The following is a 16,001-nucleotide window of genomic DNA, read 5'->3' on the forward strand; positions in this document are numbered from 1 at the left end:
GCATCGGCGAGCGCGGTCGGGGGCCCGACGGCCGCGCGCCCCCCCCGGTCGGGGGGGGGCCGGGGGGCCCCCCCCCCCCGGCGGGGGGGGGGGGGGCCCCCCCCCCCCCGCGCCTCCAGTCCGTTCTGGGGTCTCGTTTCAGTGCTCCAGCAGCTCCGGACGGAAGCCCACCTCGCGCAGCCGGTGGATGACCTCCTGCGCGTGCTCCGGGCCGCGCGCCTCGATCGAGAGGTCGAGCGCGACCTCGTTGATCACGAGGCCCTGGCCGTGGCGGGTGTGCAGCACCTCGACGACGTTCGCGCCCGCGTCGGAGATGACCTGCGAGACGCGTGCGAGCTGCCCCGGGCGGTCCGGCAGCATGATCCGGATGCCGATGTAGCGCGACGCCGCGACGAGACCGCGGGTGATCACACGCTCCATCATGAGCGGGTCGATGTTGCCCCCGCTGAGCAGCACGACGGTGCGGCCCGTGTCCCGCACCGCACCCGACATGATCGCCGCGACGCCCACCGCACCGGCCGGCTCGACGACGAGCTTGGCGCGCTCGAGGAGCACCAGGAGCGCACGGGCGACGTCGTCGTCGGACACCGTGACGATGTCGTCGACGAGGTCGCGGATGATCGGGAAGTTCAGGTCGCCGGGGCGCGCCACGGCGATGCCGTCCGCGATCGTCGGCTTCGTGGTGACCGTGACCGGCTCGCCCGCCTCGAGCGAGCTCGGGTAGGCGGCGGCGTTCTCGGCTTGGACGCCGATCACGCGGATCGGGCGTCCGAGGCGCTCGGCGACGCCCTTCACGGCGAGGGCGATGCCTGCGATGACCCCGCCGCCGCCGATCGGCACGATGACGGTGTCCGCGTCGGGCACCTGGTCGAGGATCTCGAGGCCGAGGGTGCCCTGGCCGGCGATCACGGCGGGGTGGTCGAACGGCGGGATGAAGACCGCGCCGGTCCGGGCCGCGAAGTCCTTGGCGGCGCTCAGGGCTTCCTCGACGGAGTGGCCACGGAGGACGACCTCGGCGCCGTAGTGCCGTGTGGCCTGCAGCTTCGGCAGTGCGACACCGACCGGGGTGAAGATCGTGGCGGGGATGCCGAGCTCACGGGCGGCGAGGGCGACGCCCTGCGCGTGGTTGCCCGCGCTCGCGGCGACGACGCCCGCGGCGCGCTGCTCCGGCGTGAGGGTCGACAGGCGGTTGTACGCCCCGCGGACCTTGTACGCACCGGTCCGCTGCAGGTTCTCGCACTTGAGGTGCACCGGTGATCCGAGCAGCTCCGCGAGGAACTGCGACGTCTCCATCGGCGTGACCCGTGCGACCCCGGCGATCGTCTCGCGCGCCTTCTCGATGTCGTCGAGCGTGGGGATCAGCGGCGTAGTCGTGTCGGTCACCGTCCCATCATCCTCGGTCCGGACGCTCGTGACGAACCCGTGACGTCAGTTGGTGCTGGCAGTGCCCTCAGCCGCGGTGGGTTCCGGCTTGCTGCCCGGCGCGGGGACCGGGTCGCCGACCTTGTGGCGACGGCCCCGGCGGAGCTGGAGTTGCCCGTGCTGGCCACGCTTCGGGGTCGCTTCGAGCACGTGCTCGGAGTCGAGTCCGCGCCACCGACCGCTCGCGATCGTCATGACCATGGTGTTCACGGTGGCGATCAGCGGGACGGCGAAGAACGCCCCGGCGATGCCCGCGAGCCCGGACGCCGCCGTGACGCCGAGGACGACGGCGAGCGGGTGCACCTTGACGGCGTTCCCCATCACGAGCGGCTGGAGGATGTGCCCCTCGATCTGCTGCACGAGCAGGACGACGGCGAGCACGAGCACCGCGGCGACCGGCCCGTTGAAGATCAACGCGACGAAGACGGCGAGGAAGCCGGTGACGATCGCACCGACCACGGGGATGAACGCGCCGAGGAAGACGAACGCGGCGATCGGGATGACGAGCGGCATCCCGCCGAAGAACAGTCCGACGATGAACGCACCGAGGCCGATGCCGACCGCGTCGACGAACGCGACGAAGATCTGCACGCGGATGAAGCTCGTCAGGGTGATCCACCCGGCGACACCGGCGCCGTCGACGGTCGCACGGGCCTTCTTCGGGAAGAGCCGGACGGCCCAGCGCCAGACGTTCTTGCCGTCGATGAGCAGGAAGATCGTGGTGAACAGGATGATGAAGAGCGCCTCGAACACGTGCGTGGCGCCGGAACCCGCGCTCGCGACGCCGGACAGGATCGACGCCGAGTTGTCCTGCAGCCACTTCGTGCCGTCGTCCAGCCAACCGTTGACGTCGCTCTGCGTGATGCCGAGGCCGGAGTTCAGGACGAGGTCCTTGATGTTCGCGTACTGGTCGACGGTTCGGTCACGGAGTGACGGGTACGACGCGATGATCTGGTCGACGACGAGCCACACGAGCGCACCGATCGCTGCCAGCCCGCCGAGCAGGCTGATCACGACCGCCAGCCACTTCGGCACGTGGTGTCGCTGCATCCAGTTCGAGATCGGCACGAGCAGCGCGGACACGACGATGCCGACGAGGAACGGGATGAGGATCTGACTGAAGATCGTCATCAGCCAGATGAAGACCGCGATCACGCCGATGACCACGAGGATCCGCCACGACCAGGCACCCGCGATGCGCATGCCCATCGGGACCGAGTCCTCGACCACGGGGTCGGGATGCGTCGGTTGCTGCTTTCTGCCCCATGCCATTCCTGGAGTGTATCGATGTGCTGACCGACAGGTACCAGATGCGGCATACGCCGGGGTACGTGCGGTGTCGGCGGCGATCGGTAGCGTCGTGCGCATGGTCAGGACCACGCTCTCCGCTGCCGAGGCCCGCCGTGTCGCACTTGCTGCCCAGGGGTTCGGGCAGCCGCCGGCGGACTCCGTCTCGACCCGGGCGCTGAACGCCGGCTTCGCTCGGCTCGGCCTGCTCCAGATCGACTCGGTGAACGTTTTCGAGCGCAGCCACTACCTCCCGCTCTTCGCCCGGCTCGGTGCGTACGACAAGACGACGCTCGACCGGCTGACCATGGCGAAGCGCGGCCCCTACGCCGAGTACTGGGCACACGAGGCAGCGTTCGTCGACCGCGCCGACCTCCCGCTCTTCCGGTGGCGGATGGACGCGCTGCGCGACCGGGACTCCTGGCCCACCCGGGTCGAGAGCGTCACCCGGACCGAGGGCGTCCGCCGCGAACTCCAGGCGTTGCTCCGGGCCGAGGGACCGATGCCGGCGAGCGCGGTCGAGCACGAGTCGAACGTCCGCCGCGGGCCGTGGTGGGGCTGGAGCGACGTCAAGCTCGGACTCGAGCAGATGTTCCGCTGGGGCGACGTCGTGAGCGCCGGGCGGTCCGGGTTCGAACGCGTGTACGCGCTGCCCGAGCAGGTCCTGCCCGCGGGGACCCTCGAGACGGCACCCGCACGGCCCGTCGCGATCCGGGAGCTCGTCCGCCGGTCCGCCCGTGCGCTCGGCATCGGCACCCGCGCCGACATCGCCGACTACTTCCGACTGCGCTCCGACGACACCGCTGCCGCGATCGCCGAACTCGTCGCCGCCGGGGAGCTCGTCCCGGTCACCGTCGAGGGATGGGGCGAGCGCGCCTGGATGCACGCCGACGCCCGGGTCCCCCGTCGCCTGACCGCGGACGCCGTCCTCAGCCCGTTCGACCCCGTCGTCTGGTTCCGGCGACGGGCCGAGCGGATGTACGGCTTCCACTACCGGATCGAGATCTACACGCCCGCGCCGAAGCGGGTGTTCGGGTACTACGTGCTGCCGGTGCTGCAGGACGACCGGCTGGTCGGACGCATCGACCTGAAGAGCGATCGGCAGCGCGGGGTGCTCCGCGTCCGGACGGCGTGGCAGGAGCCGGGCGAACGACTCGATCCCGACCGACTGGCCGACACCCTGCGTCGGACCGCGGCGTGGCAGGGGCTCGACGGGGTCGAGGTCACCGACCGCGGCACGGCCGCCGCAGCGGTCGCGGGAGCGCTCGGCGTCGCGCTCGTCCCGCACGTCGCGGCGGACGACGCCGAGGCGACCGCGGCCCTGGAACCGGCCGTCTGAATCCTGGAGGCGCGGGGCGGGCCCGCACCGCGCCTCCAGGCCGTCGCCCACTCGCGCCCCGCGCGCCCCGTACGGGACGCCCCGCTCAGAAGCGGTCGAGGCTGCCGCGCAGCCGAGCGATGCGGTCCTGCAGCGGCGGGTGCGTGGAGAACAGGCGGTCCATCACGCCCGGACGCATCGGGTCCGCGATCCAGAGGTGCGCCATCGACGAGTTCTGGGTCTGCATCGGTCGCCCGTACGCGCCGAGCTTCTCGAGCGCGCGGGCCAGTCCTTCGGGGTGCCGGGTCGTCATCGCGCCGGTCGCGTCGGCGAGGTACTCGCGCTGGCGCGACACCGCTGCCTGGACGCCCGCGGCCGCGATCGGCGCGACGATGACGGCAACGATGCCCGCGATGAGCAGGATCGGGTTGTTCCCGCCGCCGTTGTCGTTGTTGCGGTTCCGCCCACCGGCGAGGCCGCTGAAGATCGAGATGCGCAGGAGCACGTCGGCGATGAGACCGACCGCGACGACGAGCCCGAACACCATCGTCGAGACCCGGATGTCGTAGTTCCGGACGTGCCCGAGCTCGTGCGCCATGACGCCCTGCAGCTCCTGGTCGTCCATGATCGCGAGCAGACCGGTGGTGGCCGCGACGATGGCGTGGTCCGGGTCGCGGCCGGTGGCGAAGGCGTTCGGCGACGGGTCCTCGATGACGAAGACCCGCGGCATCGGCATGCCCGTCGCGATCGCGAGGTTCTCCACCGTCCGCCAGAGCCGCGGCTCGGTGTTCCGGTCGATCTCGATGCCACCCGCGATCGACGTGGCCTGCCTGCCGGCGAGGAAGTACTGCAGCACCGCGTACCCGAGCGCGACGACGAGCACGATCACGCCGATGGAGACGTTGCCGGCGAGGTACCCGCCGAGGAAGCCGAGGGCCCCGATGACGAGCAGGAAGACGAGGACGATCAGGACGGTGTTGCGCTTGTTCCGCGCGATGGCGCTGTACACGTCAGGACGACGCCGGAGGGATCAGAACTGGACGCGCGGCGGTTCGGCGATGGCCGCGGGCTCGGCGGTCTCGAAGAACGATGCCTCGGTGAAGCCACGGCTCTTCGCGAACGAGGAGTTCGGGAACACCCGGATCTTCGTGTTGAGCTCGCGGACGCCACCGTTGTAGAAGCGCCGGGCCGACTGGATCTTGTCCTCGGTGTCGACGAGCTCGGACTGCAGCTGCAGGAAGTTCTGGCTCGACTGCAGTTGCGGGTAGCCCTCGGCCACGGCGAAGACGCTCTTCAGGGCCTTCTGCATGTGCCCCTCGGCAGCGGAGGCCGTGGACGCGTCGCCGGCGCTGAGCGTCTCGGAGCGTGCCTTCGTGACGTCGTCGAAGACGGACTTCTCGTGCGTGGCGTAGCCCTTCACCGTCTCGACGATGGTCGGGATGAGGTCCGCGCGACGCTTCAGCTGGACGGAGATGTCGCTCCACGCCTCGTCGACGCGCACCTTCAGCGTGACGAGCGAGTTGTACGTGACCCAGAGGTAGATCCCGATGATCACGAGGAGGACCACCACCACTCCGACGACGATCAGCGTCGTGATGAGTCCGGTGTCCATGAGGTCGTACTCCTTTGCGCGTCGGGATCCGCGGTGGTTCGGGGACCGCAGAACGGCCGGGATCGATTGTACCGAGCGGGCACGGTTGCTCCCGCCCGGGAGGTCGGTTCACGGCCGATTCCCGAGTCGCACACACCAGGCGTTCGGGCTCACCGGCGTGTCGCTCGGTCGGCGGACATCATCCGTCCGGCGTATTGACCGCAGCCGTTCGATCACGTGGGATGGAGGCGGATGAACACGCTGCGGGAGAACGTGGACGGACAGGCAGTCGGGGGCGACGGCCGTGTTCGGCGATCCCGGTTCACCGTGCTCGCGATGTCCGCGGCCGCCCTGGTCGCCGGCCTGCTCGCGGCGATCGCGATCCCGGCGGTCGTGATCGCGGCCCCGGCGCCGTCCGTCGCGGTCGCGGAGACGACCGCGCCGACGTCGACCCCGGTGCCGCAGAACCAGCTCTCGCCCGCGCCGGGTACACCCACCTCGCCGCCGACCGGACGGCCCGTCCGACCGACGATCGCGGACCCGGGTGACATCACGAGCAGCACCGCCCGGTTCCACGGCACCGGGACGCCCGGTCATGCCCTCCGGGTCACCGGGCCCGTCGCGACCGGTTCCGCCGGGTGTCCGGCGACCGTGCGCGACGACGGCTCGTGGTCGTGCGTCGCGGCCGTCCGGTCCGGGCCGCAGCAGGTCTTCACCGTCCAGGACCGCACGACCGCCGAGGTCGGATCCGCGTCGGCCCCGGCGTCGGACGTCATCGTCCCGCCGGCCGTCACGACCTCCCGCCCCACCAACGGACCGGTGTCCGGCACCGGGTACGCCGGCGCCACGGTGATCCTCTCGGTGTCCGGCTCGACGACCGACCGCACCGCGACCGTGGGCCGCGACGGTCGGTGGACGATCTCGCTCGGCGGCGCCACGCCCGGCGCCGGTGGGGACGCCCGGCCCGTCGTCACCGCGACGCAGACCGCGAGCACCGCCGCCGGGTACCGGTCCGACCTGCGCAGTGCGGCCTCCGCACCCGTGACGATCACGCTCGACCGCACCGCCCCGGCCGCCCCGCGCATCACCGCTCCCGCGACCGGGGAGCGGATCGGGTCCCAGCCCACCAGGGTGTCCGGCACCGGCGAGCCGAGCGCGGTCCTGACCGTGTACGTCGACCGTGCGCCGGTGTGCCGGACGGACGTCCCGGCCTCGGGCCGGTGGTCCTGCTCGACCGCGGGGTCGACGCTGCTCGGCGGCACGCGGAGCATCACCGCGACGCAGCAGGACGCCGCCGGCAACTTCTCGACGTCGTCGGCTGCCGTGCGGGTGCGGGTCTCCCAGTCGTCCGGCGAGCCGACCGGTTCGTCGAGCGGTCCCGGTACGCCGGGGGCACCCGGGACCGGGAGCGCCTCCGGGGCGACGAGCGCCACCGGCACGGCGTCCGGGAACGGCACCGGACCGGGCTCGCCTGACGGCGATCCGACCTCGACCGGCGCTTCCGGCGACAGCGGCTCCGGCTCGGGCACCGGTGGCACGTCGAACGGCCCCACCGATGGCGCCGGCGGCGTCGGCGGCACCGGTGTGGGTTCCGCGCACGGCGGCCTCGACTGGTCCGGACCGGCCGGCGACTGGACCGCGTCCACCGCGTACGACACCACGGTCCCGACGATCCAGGCCGCGTTCTCGTGGCGGACCGTCCTCGTGGCCACCGCGGTCGCGGCCGGGTTCCTCGTGCTCATCGCCGGCCCGCTCGCCCTCGTCGCCGGCGCCGTCCGGGGTCGGGTCCGCAACCCCTTCGCCGGTGTGCTGGGACGGAACCGCTCCCGGGACGAGCGGCGACGCGGGGACGACGTCCTGCCGACGTGGGTCTCGATCAGCATCGCCGTGGTGGTCGTCGCGCTGTGCACCGTCCTCGGCGTGGGGGTCTCCCTCGAAGCCCGCTACGTCCGCCTGGCGATCGCCGTCCTGCTCGGTGCCGCGGTCCTCACGACCACGGTCGTGCTCGCCGCGCGGTGGGCGGCCGGTTCGGACCGCCGCACGATCGGCTTCCGGGTGTCGCCGTGGCTGGTCCTCGCGGCACTCGTCGCCTGCGCCGTGACCCGGTCGTTCGAGCTGTCGCCGGCGGTGATCGTCGGAGTCGTCCTGGTCCCGGTCGGTCGACCCGACCTCGACACCGCGGCCCTCCGCCTCGGGTCGTCGATCGTCGCGGGCGCTCGGAGCGCGACCTGGCGGTCGGTCGCCCTGCTCGTCGTCGCGGCCGCTGGGTGGGTCCTGCACTCGTTGACGCCGGGGTCCGGCTTCTGGATCTCGTTCGTGTCCGAGTTCGCCATCACCCTGTGCGTCGGCGGCCTCGGAGCGGTGGTGGCCACGCTGCTGCCGCTGACCGGATCGGCCGGCCACGCGCTGCTCACGCAGTCCCGTGGTCGCTACGTCGCGATCGCCGCGGTCGCCGTCGCCCTGGCCGCGGCGGTCTACTCCGGGACCGCCGGTACGCACGTCTCCCCCGTCGCGCTCGCGGTCATCGCCGCTTCCTGCACCGCGGCGGCCGTCGCGAGCACCCTGTGGACGCGCGGTGCACGAGCGGACAGCCGTGCCTGACACGCCGGCACGACTCGTCCGAGCGAGGCGCTTCCCCGAGCCGGTCCGGCGGATACGCTGACGAACGGTGCGCGGTGCACCAGCACGACCGCTTCAGGGAGCGACGATGACCGAGACCCGATCCGACTACGACCCGACGCGGTTCCGCGACGTCTTCGAGACCAGCTACACGTACGCGAACGGCTTCGCCCGGAACACCCACCGCTTCGCCGGCCGTCCCGCACTGCGGGAACCGGACAGCGGCCGGACGTGGACCTACGCCGAGCTCGGCGCGGACGTCGACCGGGTGGGCGGCTGGCTCCTCCGGCACGGGGTCGGCCGCGGTTCCGTCGTCATGGCGGAGCTGTTCAACTCCCCCGAGTTCGCGATCCTGTACCTGGCGTGCCACCGCATCGGCGCGGTGTTCTCCCCAACCAACTTCCGCCTGGCTCCGGACGAGGTCGGGTTCATCATCGAGGACTCCGCACCCGTCGTCCTCGTGTACGACGCCGCCCGCGCGGACGACATCCGGGCCGCACTCGCCAGTGCCCCGCACGCCCCCGAGCACGTGGTCGTGGTCGGCGACGCGACGGACGACGGCGCCGTCCCCTTCGCCGAGGTCCTCGGTGCCGACCCCGTCACCGCCGACGAGCTCGCCGCCACCGAACCGCGCAGCACCTACGACGAGACGACCCGGCTCTACACGAGCGGCACCACCGGGCGTCCGAAGCCGGTGCCGCTCCCGAGCCTCGTCGAGGTGCTCAGCGCACACGACGTCATCATGCACTTCCCGCTCAGCCCGTTCGACAAGACCCTCAACATGTCCCCGTTGTTCCACCGCGGCGGGCTCTACTCCGGCGGCCCGAACCCGGTGTTCTACGTGGGCGCGGAGCTCACGACGCTCCGGCACTTCGACGCCGACCGGGTGCTGGACCTCGTCGAGACCGAGCGCCTCACCTTCCTCATCGGTGCCCCGCCGAACCTCGTGCAGCTCGCGAACGCCCAGGAGTCGAAGCCGCGCGACCTGTCGTCCCTGCACGGCATCGTGACGATGGGCGCCCCGCTCGACCGTGCTGCGGCTCTGCGGTACCAGGAGCTCCTGTCGCCGAGGATCTTCAACGGGTACGGCACGACGGAGACCTTCTGGAACACGTTCCTCCGCCCCGAGGACTTCCCCGACGGTGCCGGCTCCACGGGCCGGGCGAGCACCGACGACGACGTCGCCGTGGTCCGCGTGTACGAGGACCGTCTGGCCGATCCGAGCGACACGGTGCCGAAGGACGGCACGGAGATCGGCGAGGTCGCGGTCCGCACGGTGAAGTCGGGTTACTCCTACCGGAACCCGGGCCTCGAGGCCGAGAAGTTCGCGAACGGCTGGTTCTACCCGGGCGACCTCGCGACGTGGGACGAGCACGAGCGCGTCACCATCGTGGGCCGCAAGGACGACATGATCATCTCCGGCGGCGAGAACGTCCACCCGGTACAGGTCGAGGCCGCCCTGCAGGAGCACCCGGGCGTCGCGGACTCGATCGTGGTCGGTGTCCCCGACGAGCGCTGGGGCGAGGTCGTGACCGCGTACGTCGTGCGCGCGCCCGGCCGGCTGCCCGAGGACGACGCGGCCGCTGCAGCCGCCCTCGAGGAGTGGACCGGCACGCACCCCGGGCTCGCCCGCTACAAGCGGCCGCGCAGGTACCGGTTCGTCACCGAGCTGCCCTACAACGCGACGGGCAAGAAGGTGCACTACGTCGCCAAGGCGACGGCCGCGGACGACCAGGCCGCGGGCCTGCTGCTCGAGCCGTAGCGGACTGGAGGCACGTGGCGGCGCCGCCCCGTGCCTCCAGTCCGTCACCCGGTCGCGTCCACCCCGCGGTGCGGCGCGTTCCGCGCGAACAGGCCGGGCAGCAGCCCGCCGATCTTCGTGCCGATGCACAGGCTGACGAACGTGGCGAGCGGGGTCGCCAACGCCACCGGGTCGAAGGTCGCGACGGCGACGAGTCCCACCGTCCCGGGCACGAGCAGCAGGAACGCCGGGAAGAACGACACCGTCGCCGGGATCGCCGGCACGAGCCGTTCCAGCAGGCGCGTCGCCACGAAGAGGAGTGCGGCGGTCGCCCCGGTCGCGACGACGCTCCCCCACAGCGGAGTGGTCCCGCTCACGAGCGCGTAGGCGGTGACCATGACCGCGACGGACACGAGCGTCAGGCGCCATCCCGAGCGGAACACCAGGCCGAGGCCGACGGCGAGACCGACGACGGCGACCCACGACACCCAGTAGGACGGCACCGCCTCCCACCCGCCGCGGTCCGTGCCGACGCCGGCGACCTCGCCGACGAGCGCCGCCGAGGACGGGTCGACGTGCAGCCCGGTCAGGGCGCTGCCAGCGGCGATCCCCGCCGCCATGAAGCCCAGCATGATGAGCCCCTGGACGAGCCTCGACGACCCGGTGACGATGTCCGCGGCGGTGAGTTCGAGCAGGGCGTTGGTGATGAGCGCCCCCGGCACGAACACCGCGACGGGGGCGCACACCGCGAAGAGCGGGACGTGGTCGAACCCGGTGCCGGCAGCGACGAGCCCGACGATCGTCGTCGACGCGAACGCCGCGAGGAAGGGGATGATCGCGACGGCCTCGCGGAAGCGCCGCAGGACCAGACCGATCACCCCGACGAGCGCACCGACACCGAGGGCGACGAGGATCGCCCACCACGGGCAGCGGAACACGACCGCGAGGCCGGCGGAGGTCAGGGCGTTGCCGAGGATCCACGGCAGCGCGGGTGGCGGCACGGTGCCGGCGCGGATGGCCCGGACGCGTGCGGGGATCTCAGCGAGGGCGATGGAGCCGCTCTCGAGGCCGAGGACGAGCCGGTTCGCCCGGGCGGCCTGCCGCGAGGACAGTTCCACGCCCTCGGCGTTCACGATCGTGGCGGCGCCGGTGGCGACCTCGCTCACCATCACCAGGGCGGGCAGGACCCCGACCGCGAGCGTCGGTCCGACGCCGGCGGCGTCACGTGCCTTCTCGAGCGCCGATCGGACGTCGGTGACGGAGCTGCCGGCGTCGAGGAGCAGGGCGCCGAGCGTGCCGAGCAGCATCCCGACCGGGACCGTCTCGCCGTCGACGACCTCGACGTGCGCCTCGGGTCGGTAGATGGCGTTCCGCAGGTTCGCGACTGCGCTTCCGATTCCGACCACGAGAGTCGATCGTAGTGCGCGCGCGGCGCGACGCCGAGTCTCGCGCCAGGCGACGGTTCTCGCACGTCGGAGCGCGAGAACCGTCGCTCAGGCCGAGTCTCGGCACGCCCGGCGCCCCACGCACGCCCGGCACCCTGCGCGCCCGGTACCCCCGGTGGGACTCGAACCCACAACTCGGCGATTTTAAGTCGCATGCCTCTACCGATTGGGCCACGGGGGCGCGCCGCAACAGCCTACCGACAGCCGGGACGCAGCGAGACGGCCACCCCGTCGGGGGTGACCGCCTCGTGTGGAGCGTGTCGCTACTTGGCGTCGGCCGAGGCCTCGGCCTTCACGGGCTCGGCGTCGTTGGAGACGTCCTTCGCGGGCTCGCCGTACGCCGGGCCAGCGGTCCCGGCGGGCTGACCCTCGGCGGGAGCCTGCGCGGCTGCCGGAGCGGCAGGCGCCTCGGCAGCGGGCTTCGGACGGGACGCGAACGCCTCGAACGCGGCGCGCGGGGTCTCGCGGTCGTCGAGCGACGCGATGTCGCGGCCGAGGAAGAAGCCACCGACCCAGTCGCCGATGACGCGCCACTTGCGCTCCCACGACGGCATCGCCATGCCGTGGTAGCCGCGGTGGGCGCCCCACGCGAGGAAGCCCTTCATGGCGAACTTGCCCGACTGGAAGACGCCGATGCCGAGACCGAGGCCCGCGACGGCGCCGAGGTTCTCGTGCTTGTAGTCGTTCGTCGCCTCGCCGCGGAGGGTGCCGACGAGGTTCTTCGCGAGCTGCTTCGCCTGACGGACCGCGTGCTGGGCGTTCGGCACGCAGAAGCCGCCGACGCCACCACCCGTGAGGTCCGGGACTGCCGCGACGTCACCGCAGGCCCACGCATCGGCGATCACGCCGTTGTCGTCGACGACGCGGAGGTCGGGCTGCACGCGGATGCGTCCACGCTGCTCGAGCGGGAAGTCGGTGCCCTTGACCATCGGGTTCGCCATGACGCCGGCGGTCCAGATGATGAGGTCGGACTCGATCTTCTCGATCGCGCCGTCGGTGGTCTTGAGCTCGCAGACGCCACCGACCGCAGAGGCCAGCTGGGTCTCGAGGTGCACCGTGGCACCGCGCTGCGCGAGGTTCTTGAGCACCCAGTGCGACGTCTCGAGCGAGACCTCGGGCATGATGCGGCCCATCGCCTCGACGAGGTGGAAGTGCGTGTCGTCGAAGGACAGCTGCGGGTAGCTCTTCAGCAGGTCGGTGACGAAGGAGCGGAGCTCGGCGAACACCTCGATGCCGGCGAAGCCACCGCCGACGACCACGACGGTCAGCAGGCGGTCGCGCTCGGGACCGGCCGGCAGGTTCGCGGCCTTGTGGAAGTTCGTGAGGATCTTGTCGCGGATCGCCGCGGCCTCTTCGATGGTCTTGAGGCCGATGGCCTCGTCCGCGACGCCCGGGATCGGGAAGGTGCGCGAGACCGCACCCGCGGTCATGACGATCTGGTCGTAGGACTCCTCCCACGCCTCGCCCTCGGCCGGGGTGATGGTCGCCGTCTTGGTGGCGTGGTCGACCTTCGTGACCTTCGCGGTGACGACGCGCGTCTTCTTGAGGTGGCGACGGTGCGACACGATCGCGTGGCGCGGCTCGATGGAACCGGCGGCGACCTCGGGGAGGAACGGCTGGTACGTCATGTACGGCAGCGGGTCCACCATCACGACCTCGGCTTCGCCCTGGCGAAGGTGCTTCTCGAGCTTCCAGGCGGTGTAGAAACCGGCGTAACCGCCGCCGACGACGAGGATCTTGGGCACGGGGGATGATCTCCTTGGATGGGGGTTTCGGAGTCGAGTCAGACTTCGCCGCCACCCGCCCCGACTCCAGCGTCTGCACCGCCATCATACGCCCGGCACTCACACCGGGAGGGCGACCAGTCCGCGCGCTCGAGCGCGAGGTCGCCGATGGGGTTGACGCCGGGTCCGGCGGCGAGGGCGTGACCGACGAGGGCGTGCAGGCACTTCACGCGGGTGGGCATGCCACCGGCGCTGATGCCGTCGATCTCGTCGACGTGCTCGATCGACTCGCGATCGGCCAGGTAGGACTCGTGGGCCGCGAGGTACGCAGCCGCGGTGGTGTCGTCCTCGAGCAGTGCTGCCAGCTCCGGCATCACCTGGTTCGCCTCGAGGGTGCTGACCGCGGCGGTGGCCGCGGGGTGGCACAGGTAGTAGAACGTCGGGAACGGGGTGCCGTTCGACAGACGGGGCTTCGTGGAGACGACCGTGGGGTTGCCACAGACGCAGCGTGCCGCGATCCCGATGACGTCGCGCGCCGGTCGGCCGAGCTGCGCCGACACGACCTGGACGTCGCGGTCGGAGGGCGGGTCGAAGGGAGGGGTCGTCACGGGAACGTGAGCCTACCGGAGTCGCGCGTCAGGTCCTACTTGGTGTCACCGGTGCCGGAGACGTCCGGCGCGACGAGGTCCTGGGTGGTCTCGTCCGTGAGGCCCGACGTCAGCACCGACGACAGCATCGCCTGCACCCAGTCGACCTTCGGCGTCTGCACCGTCGAGCTCACGGGTGTCCCGGAGTCTGTGGTCGGCTGCCCGTCGGCCTTCGGGTTCTCCGCACCCATGACGAGGTAACTCTCCTCGCCCGGGTACACGTAGAGCAGCCGGTCGCGCGCCTGCGCCTCGATGTACGCCGGGTCGTCCCAGCGGGCGACGTCCTTCTTCTTCTGCGCGACGTCGGCCTTCTGGCTCGCGACCTCGCGCTGCTGCTGGGCGATCTGCTCCTGCTGCTGGATGAGCGTCCGGAGCGACGGGGCGAGGACCACGACGAACAGCACGATGATCACGAGCATGAGCAGGCTGAAGCCGGAGAACCGGATCGAGCGGTACCACGGCTGGTCGGGCGTGCCGCCCTCCGGCATGGCCACGGGGACGCGGCGGACGCGGGGCTTCTGGCTGGGCACGGTCCGACGATAACCCGACTGCGGTACGTCGGGCGGTCGGCACGCGGCCGTTCGGTGCCCTCTCAGGCGGCCTGGAGGCGCGGCTCGCCCCCGCCACGTCGCTCACGTCCGCCCCGTGGTCGCGTCACACGCCGCGCGCGCTTCGCCGAGGTCGCACGATCTGTCGCCTGCGCCCGGCGCGAGCGGCATGTCGTGCGACCTCGACGTCCTGCGGGCGGCCTGTCGTGCGACCTCGAGCGCAGCCCCGCGTGCACGACGAGACGCCGCCCTCCCGGAGGAGGACGGCGTCTCGTGGGGTGCGCTGGTTACAGGGAAGCCGAGCGCGGGAAGGCCGAGCGGCCCGCGTAGACCGCGGCGTCGCCGAGCTCTTCCTCGATGCGGAGCAGCTGGTTGTACTTCGCGACGCGGTCCGAGCGCGCCGGGGCGCCGGTCTTGATCTGGCCGCCGTCGACCGCCACCGCGATGTCGGCGATGGTGGTGTCCTCGGTCTCGCCGGAGCGGTGCGACAGGATCGACGTGAGGCCGTGGCGGTGCGCCAGGGACACGGCGTCGAGGGTCTCGGTCAGGGTGCCGATCTGGTTCACCTTGACGAGGATCGAGTTCGCGGCCTTCTCGTCGATGCCCCGCTGCAGACGCTTCGGGTTCGTGACGAACAGGTCGTCGCCGACGATCTGCACCTTGTCGCCGAGCTCGGCGGTCAGGTGGGTCCAGCCGGCCCAGTCGTCCTCGGCCAGCGGGTCCTCGATCGTGGCGAGCGGGTAGTCGCGGACGAGCTCGGCGAAGTACGCCGTGAACTCCTCGCTCGAGAGCTGCTTGCCCTCGAACGAGTACTTGCCGTCGTTGAAGAACTCGGTCGAGGCGACGTCGAGGCCCAGGGCGATGTCCTTGCCCGGGGTGAAGCCGGCCTTCTCGATCGCGGCGAGGAGGAAGTCGAGCGCGGCACGGTTCGACGCGAGCTCCGGCGCGAAGCCGCCCTCGTCGCCGAGGCCGGTCGCCAGGCCCTGCTTCTTCAGCTCGCCCTTGAGGGCGTGGTAGGTCTCGACGCCCCAGCGGAGTGCCTCGGAGAAGGACTCGGCGCCGTAGGGCACCAGGAAGAACTCCTGGATGTCGACGTTGGTGTCGGCGTGCGCACCACCGTTGACGACGTTCATCAGCGGCACGGGCAGCGTGTGCGCGTTCGGGCCACCGAGGTAGCGGAACAGCGGCAGGTCGGCCGAGTCGGCGGCGGCACGGGCCACGGCGAGCGAGGCGCCGAGGATCGAGTTCGCGCCGAGACGGGACTTGTTCTCGGTGCCGTCGAGCTCGATGAGCGCGGCGTCGACGAGGCGCTGGTCGGTGGCGTCGAAGCCCTCGAGCGCCGGGCCGATCTCGTCGAGGACGGCGTCGACGGCCTTCAGGACGCCCTTGCCGCCGTAGCGGGCCTTGTCTCCGTCACGGAGTTCGTACGCCTCGAACGCACCGGTGGAGGCACCGGAGGGGACGAGCGCGCGGGACACGACGCCGTCGTCGAGGAGGACCTCGACCTCGACCGTCGGGTTGCCTCGGGAATCGAGGACTTCGCGTGCTCCTACGGCATCGATCACGGCCACGGGGTACTCCCTACACGTTCGGTTGTGGTGATTGCGGGATCGATCCTACCGACGCCGGGTGAACACGAGGCGCGCATGACGCCCCCTG

At 71.7% G+C, this 16,001-nt stretch carries 12 protein-coding genes and 1 tRNA gene; 3 read left to right on the top strand and 10 right to left on the bottom strand.

Annotated features, from left to right (window positions below):
- Positions 1–138 precede the first annotated feature (138 nt).
- Both ilvA and ABIC61_RS08000 read right to left on the bottom strand, forming a co-directional pair.
- Positions 139–1,383 (bottom strand): threonine ammonia-lyase, encoded by a 1,245-nt coding sequence (gene ilvA / locus ABIC61_RS07995; protein WP_144755580.1) that lies wholly within the window; start codon positions 1,381–1,383, stop codon positions 139–141.
- A 45-nt stretch (positions 1,384–1,428) separates the two neighbouring features.
- Positions 1,429–2,694: an AI-2E family transporter gene (locus ABIC61_RS08000; RefSeq protein ID WP_354029488.1), complete on the bottom strand. Its 1,266-nt coding sequence runs from the start codon at positions 2,692–2,694 to the stop codon at positions 1,429–1,431.
- A 94-nt stretch (positions 2,695–2,788) separates the two neighbouring features.
- On the opposite strand from ABIC61_RS08000, the gene ABIC61_RS08005 reads away from it, so the two are divergent.
- Positions 2,789–4,048 (top strand): winged helix-turn-helix domain-containing protein, encoded by a 1,260-nt coding sequence (locus tag ABIC61_RS08005; RefSeq protein WP_354029489.1) that lies wholly within the window; start codon positions 2,789–2,791, stop codon positions 4,046–4,048.
- Positions 4,049–4,133: 85 nt separating this feature from the next.
- On the opposite strand, the gene ABIC61_RS08010 is transcribed toward ABIC61_RS08005, so the two are convergent.
- Both ABIC61_RS08010 and ABIC61_RS08015 read right to left on the bottom strand, forming a co-directional pair.
- Positions 4,134–5,036, bottom strand: a complete 903-nt coding sequence (locus ABIC61_RS08010; protein WP_354029490.1) for a M48 family metallopeptidase — start codon at positions 5,034–5,036, stop codon at positions 4,134–4,136.
- 21 nt (positions 5,037–5,057) lie between these two features.
- Positions 5,058–5,639, bottom strand: coding sequence for a LemA family protein (locus ABIC61_RS08015; protein WP_079238366.1), 582 nt, complete (start codon positions 5,637–5,639; stop codon positions 5,058–5,060).
- 231 nt (positions 5,640–5,870) lie between these two features.
- Here ABIC61_RS08015 and ABIC61_RS08020 point away from each other — a divergent pair, with 231 nt between their 5' ends.
- A complete protein-coding gene (locus tag ABIC61_RS08020; RefSeq protein WP_354029491.1) occupies positions 5,871–8,219 on the top strand; it encodes an Ig-like domain-containing protein in 2,349 nt (782 codons plus the stop codon).
- 106 nt (positions 8,220–8,325) lie between these two features.
- Positions 8,326–9,999, top strand: a complete 1,674-nt coding sequence (locus ABIC61_RS08025; RefSeq protein ID WP_354029492.1) for a class I adenylate-forming enzyme family protein — start codon at positions 8,326–8,328, stop codon at positions 9,997–9,999.
- A 44-nt stretch (positions 10,000–10,043) separates the two neighbouring features.
- On the opposite strand, the gene ABIC61_RS08030 is transcribed toward ABIC61_RS08025, so the two are convergent.
- The 6 genes from ABIC61_RS08030 to eno form a co-directional block, all read right to left on the bottom strand.
- On the bottom strand, positions 10,044–11,384 hold the full coding sequence (locus ABIC61_RS08030; RefSeq protein ID WP_354029493.1) for a threonine/serine exporter family protein: 1,341 nt from the start codon (positions 11,382–11,384) through the stop codon (positions 10,044–10,046).
- 146 nt (positions 11,385–11,530) lie between these two features.
- Positions 11,531–11,604, bottom strand: a tRNA-Leu gene (locus tag ABIC61_RS08035).
- Between the two features lie 82 nt (positions 11,605–11,686).
- On the bottom strand, positions 11,687–13,168 hold the full coding sequence (locus ABIC61_RS08040) for an NAD(P)/FAD-dependent oxidoreductase (RefSeq protein ID WP_079238362.1): 1,482 nt from the start codon (positions 13,166–13,168) through the stop codon (positions 11,687–11,689).
- Between the two features lie 38 nt (positions 13,169–13,206).
- Positions 13,207–13,755, bottom strand: a complete 549-nt coding sequence (locus ABIC61_RS08045; RefSeq protein ID WP_022906197.1) for a DUF501 domain-containing protein — start codon at positions 13,753–13,755, stop codon at positions 13,207–13,209.
- A 35-nt stretch (positions 13,756–13,790) separates the two neighbouring features.
- On the bottom strand, positions 13,791–14,324 hold the full coding sequence (locus ABIC61_RS08050; RefSeq protein ID WP_354029494.1) for an FtsB family cell division protein: 534 nt from the start codon (positions 14,322–14,324) through the stop codon (positions 13,791–13,793).
- Positions 14,325–14,629: 305 nt separating this feature from the next.
- Positions 14,630–15,913 (bottom strand): phosphopyruvate hydratase, encoded by a 1,284-nt coding sequence (gene eno / locus ABIC61_RS08055; RefSeq protein WP_144755600.1) that lies wholly within the window; start codon positions 15,911–15,913, stop codon positions 14,630–14,632.
- Between the last annotated feature and the right edge of the window lie 88 nt (positions 15,914–16,001).

This window comes from Curtobacterium sp. 1544, from assembly GCF_040544915.1.
GTDB lineage: Bacteria > Actinomycetota > Actinomycetes > Actinomycetales > Microbacteriaceae > Curtobacterium > Curtobacterium pusillum_C.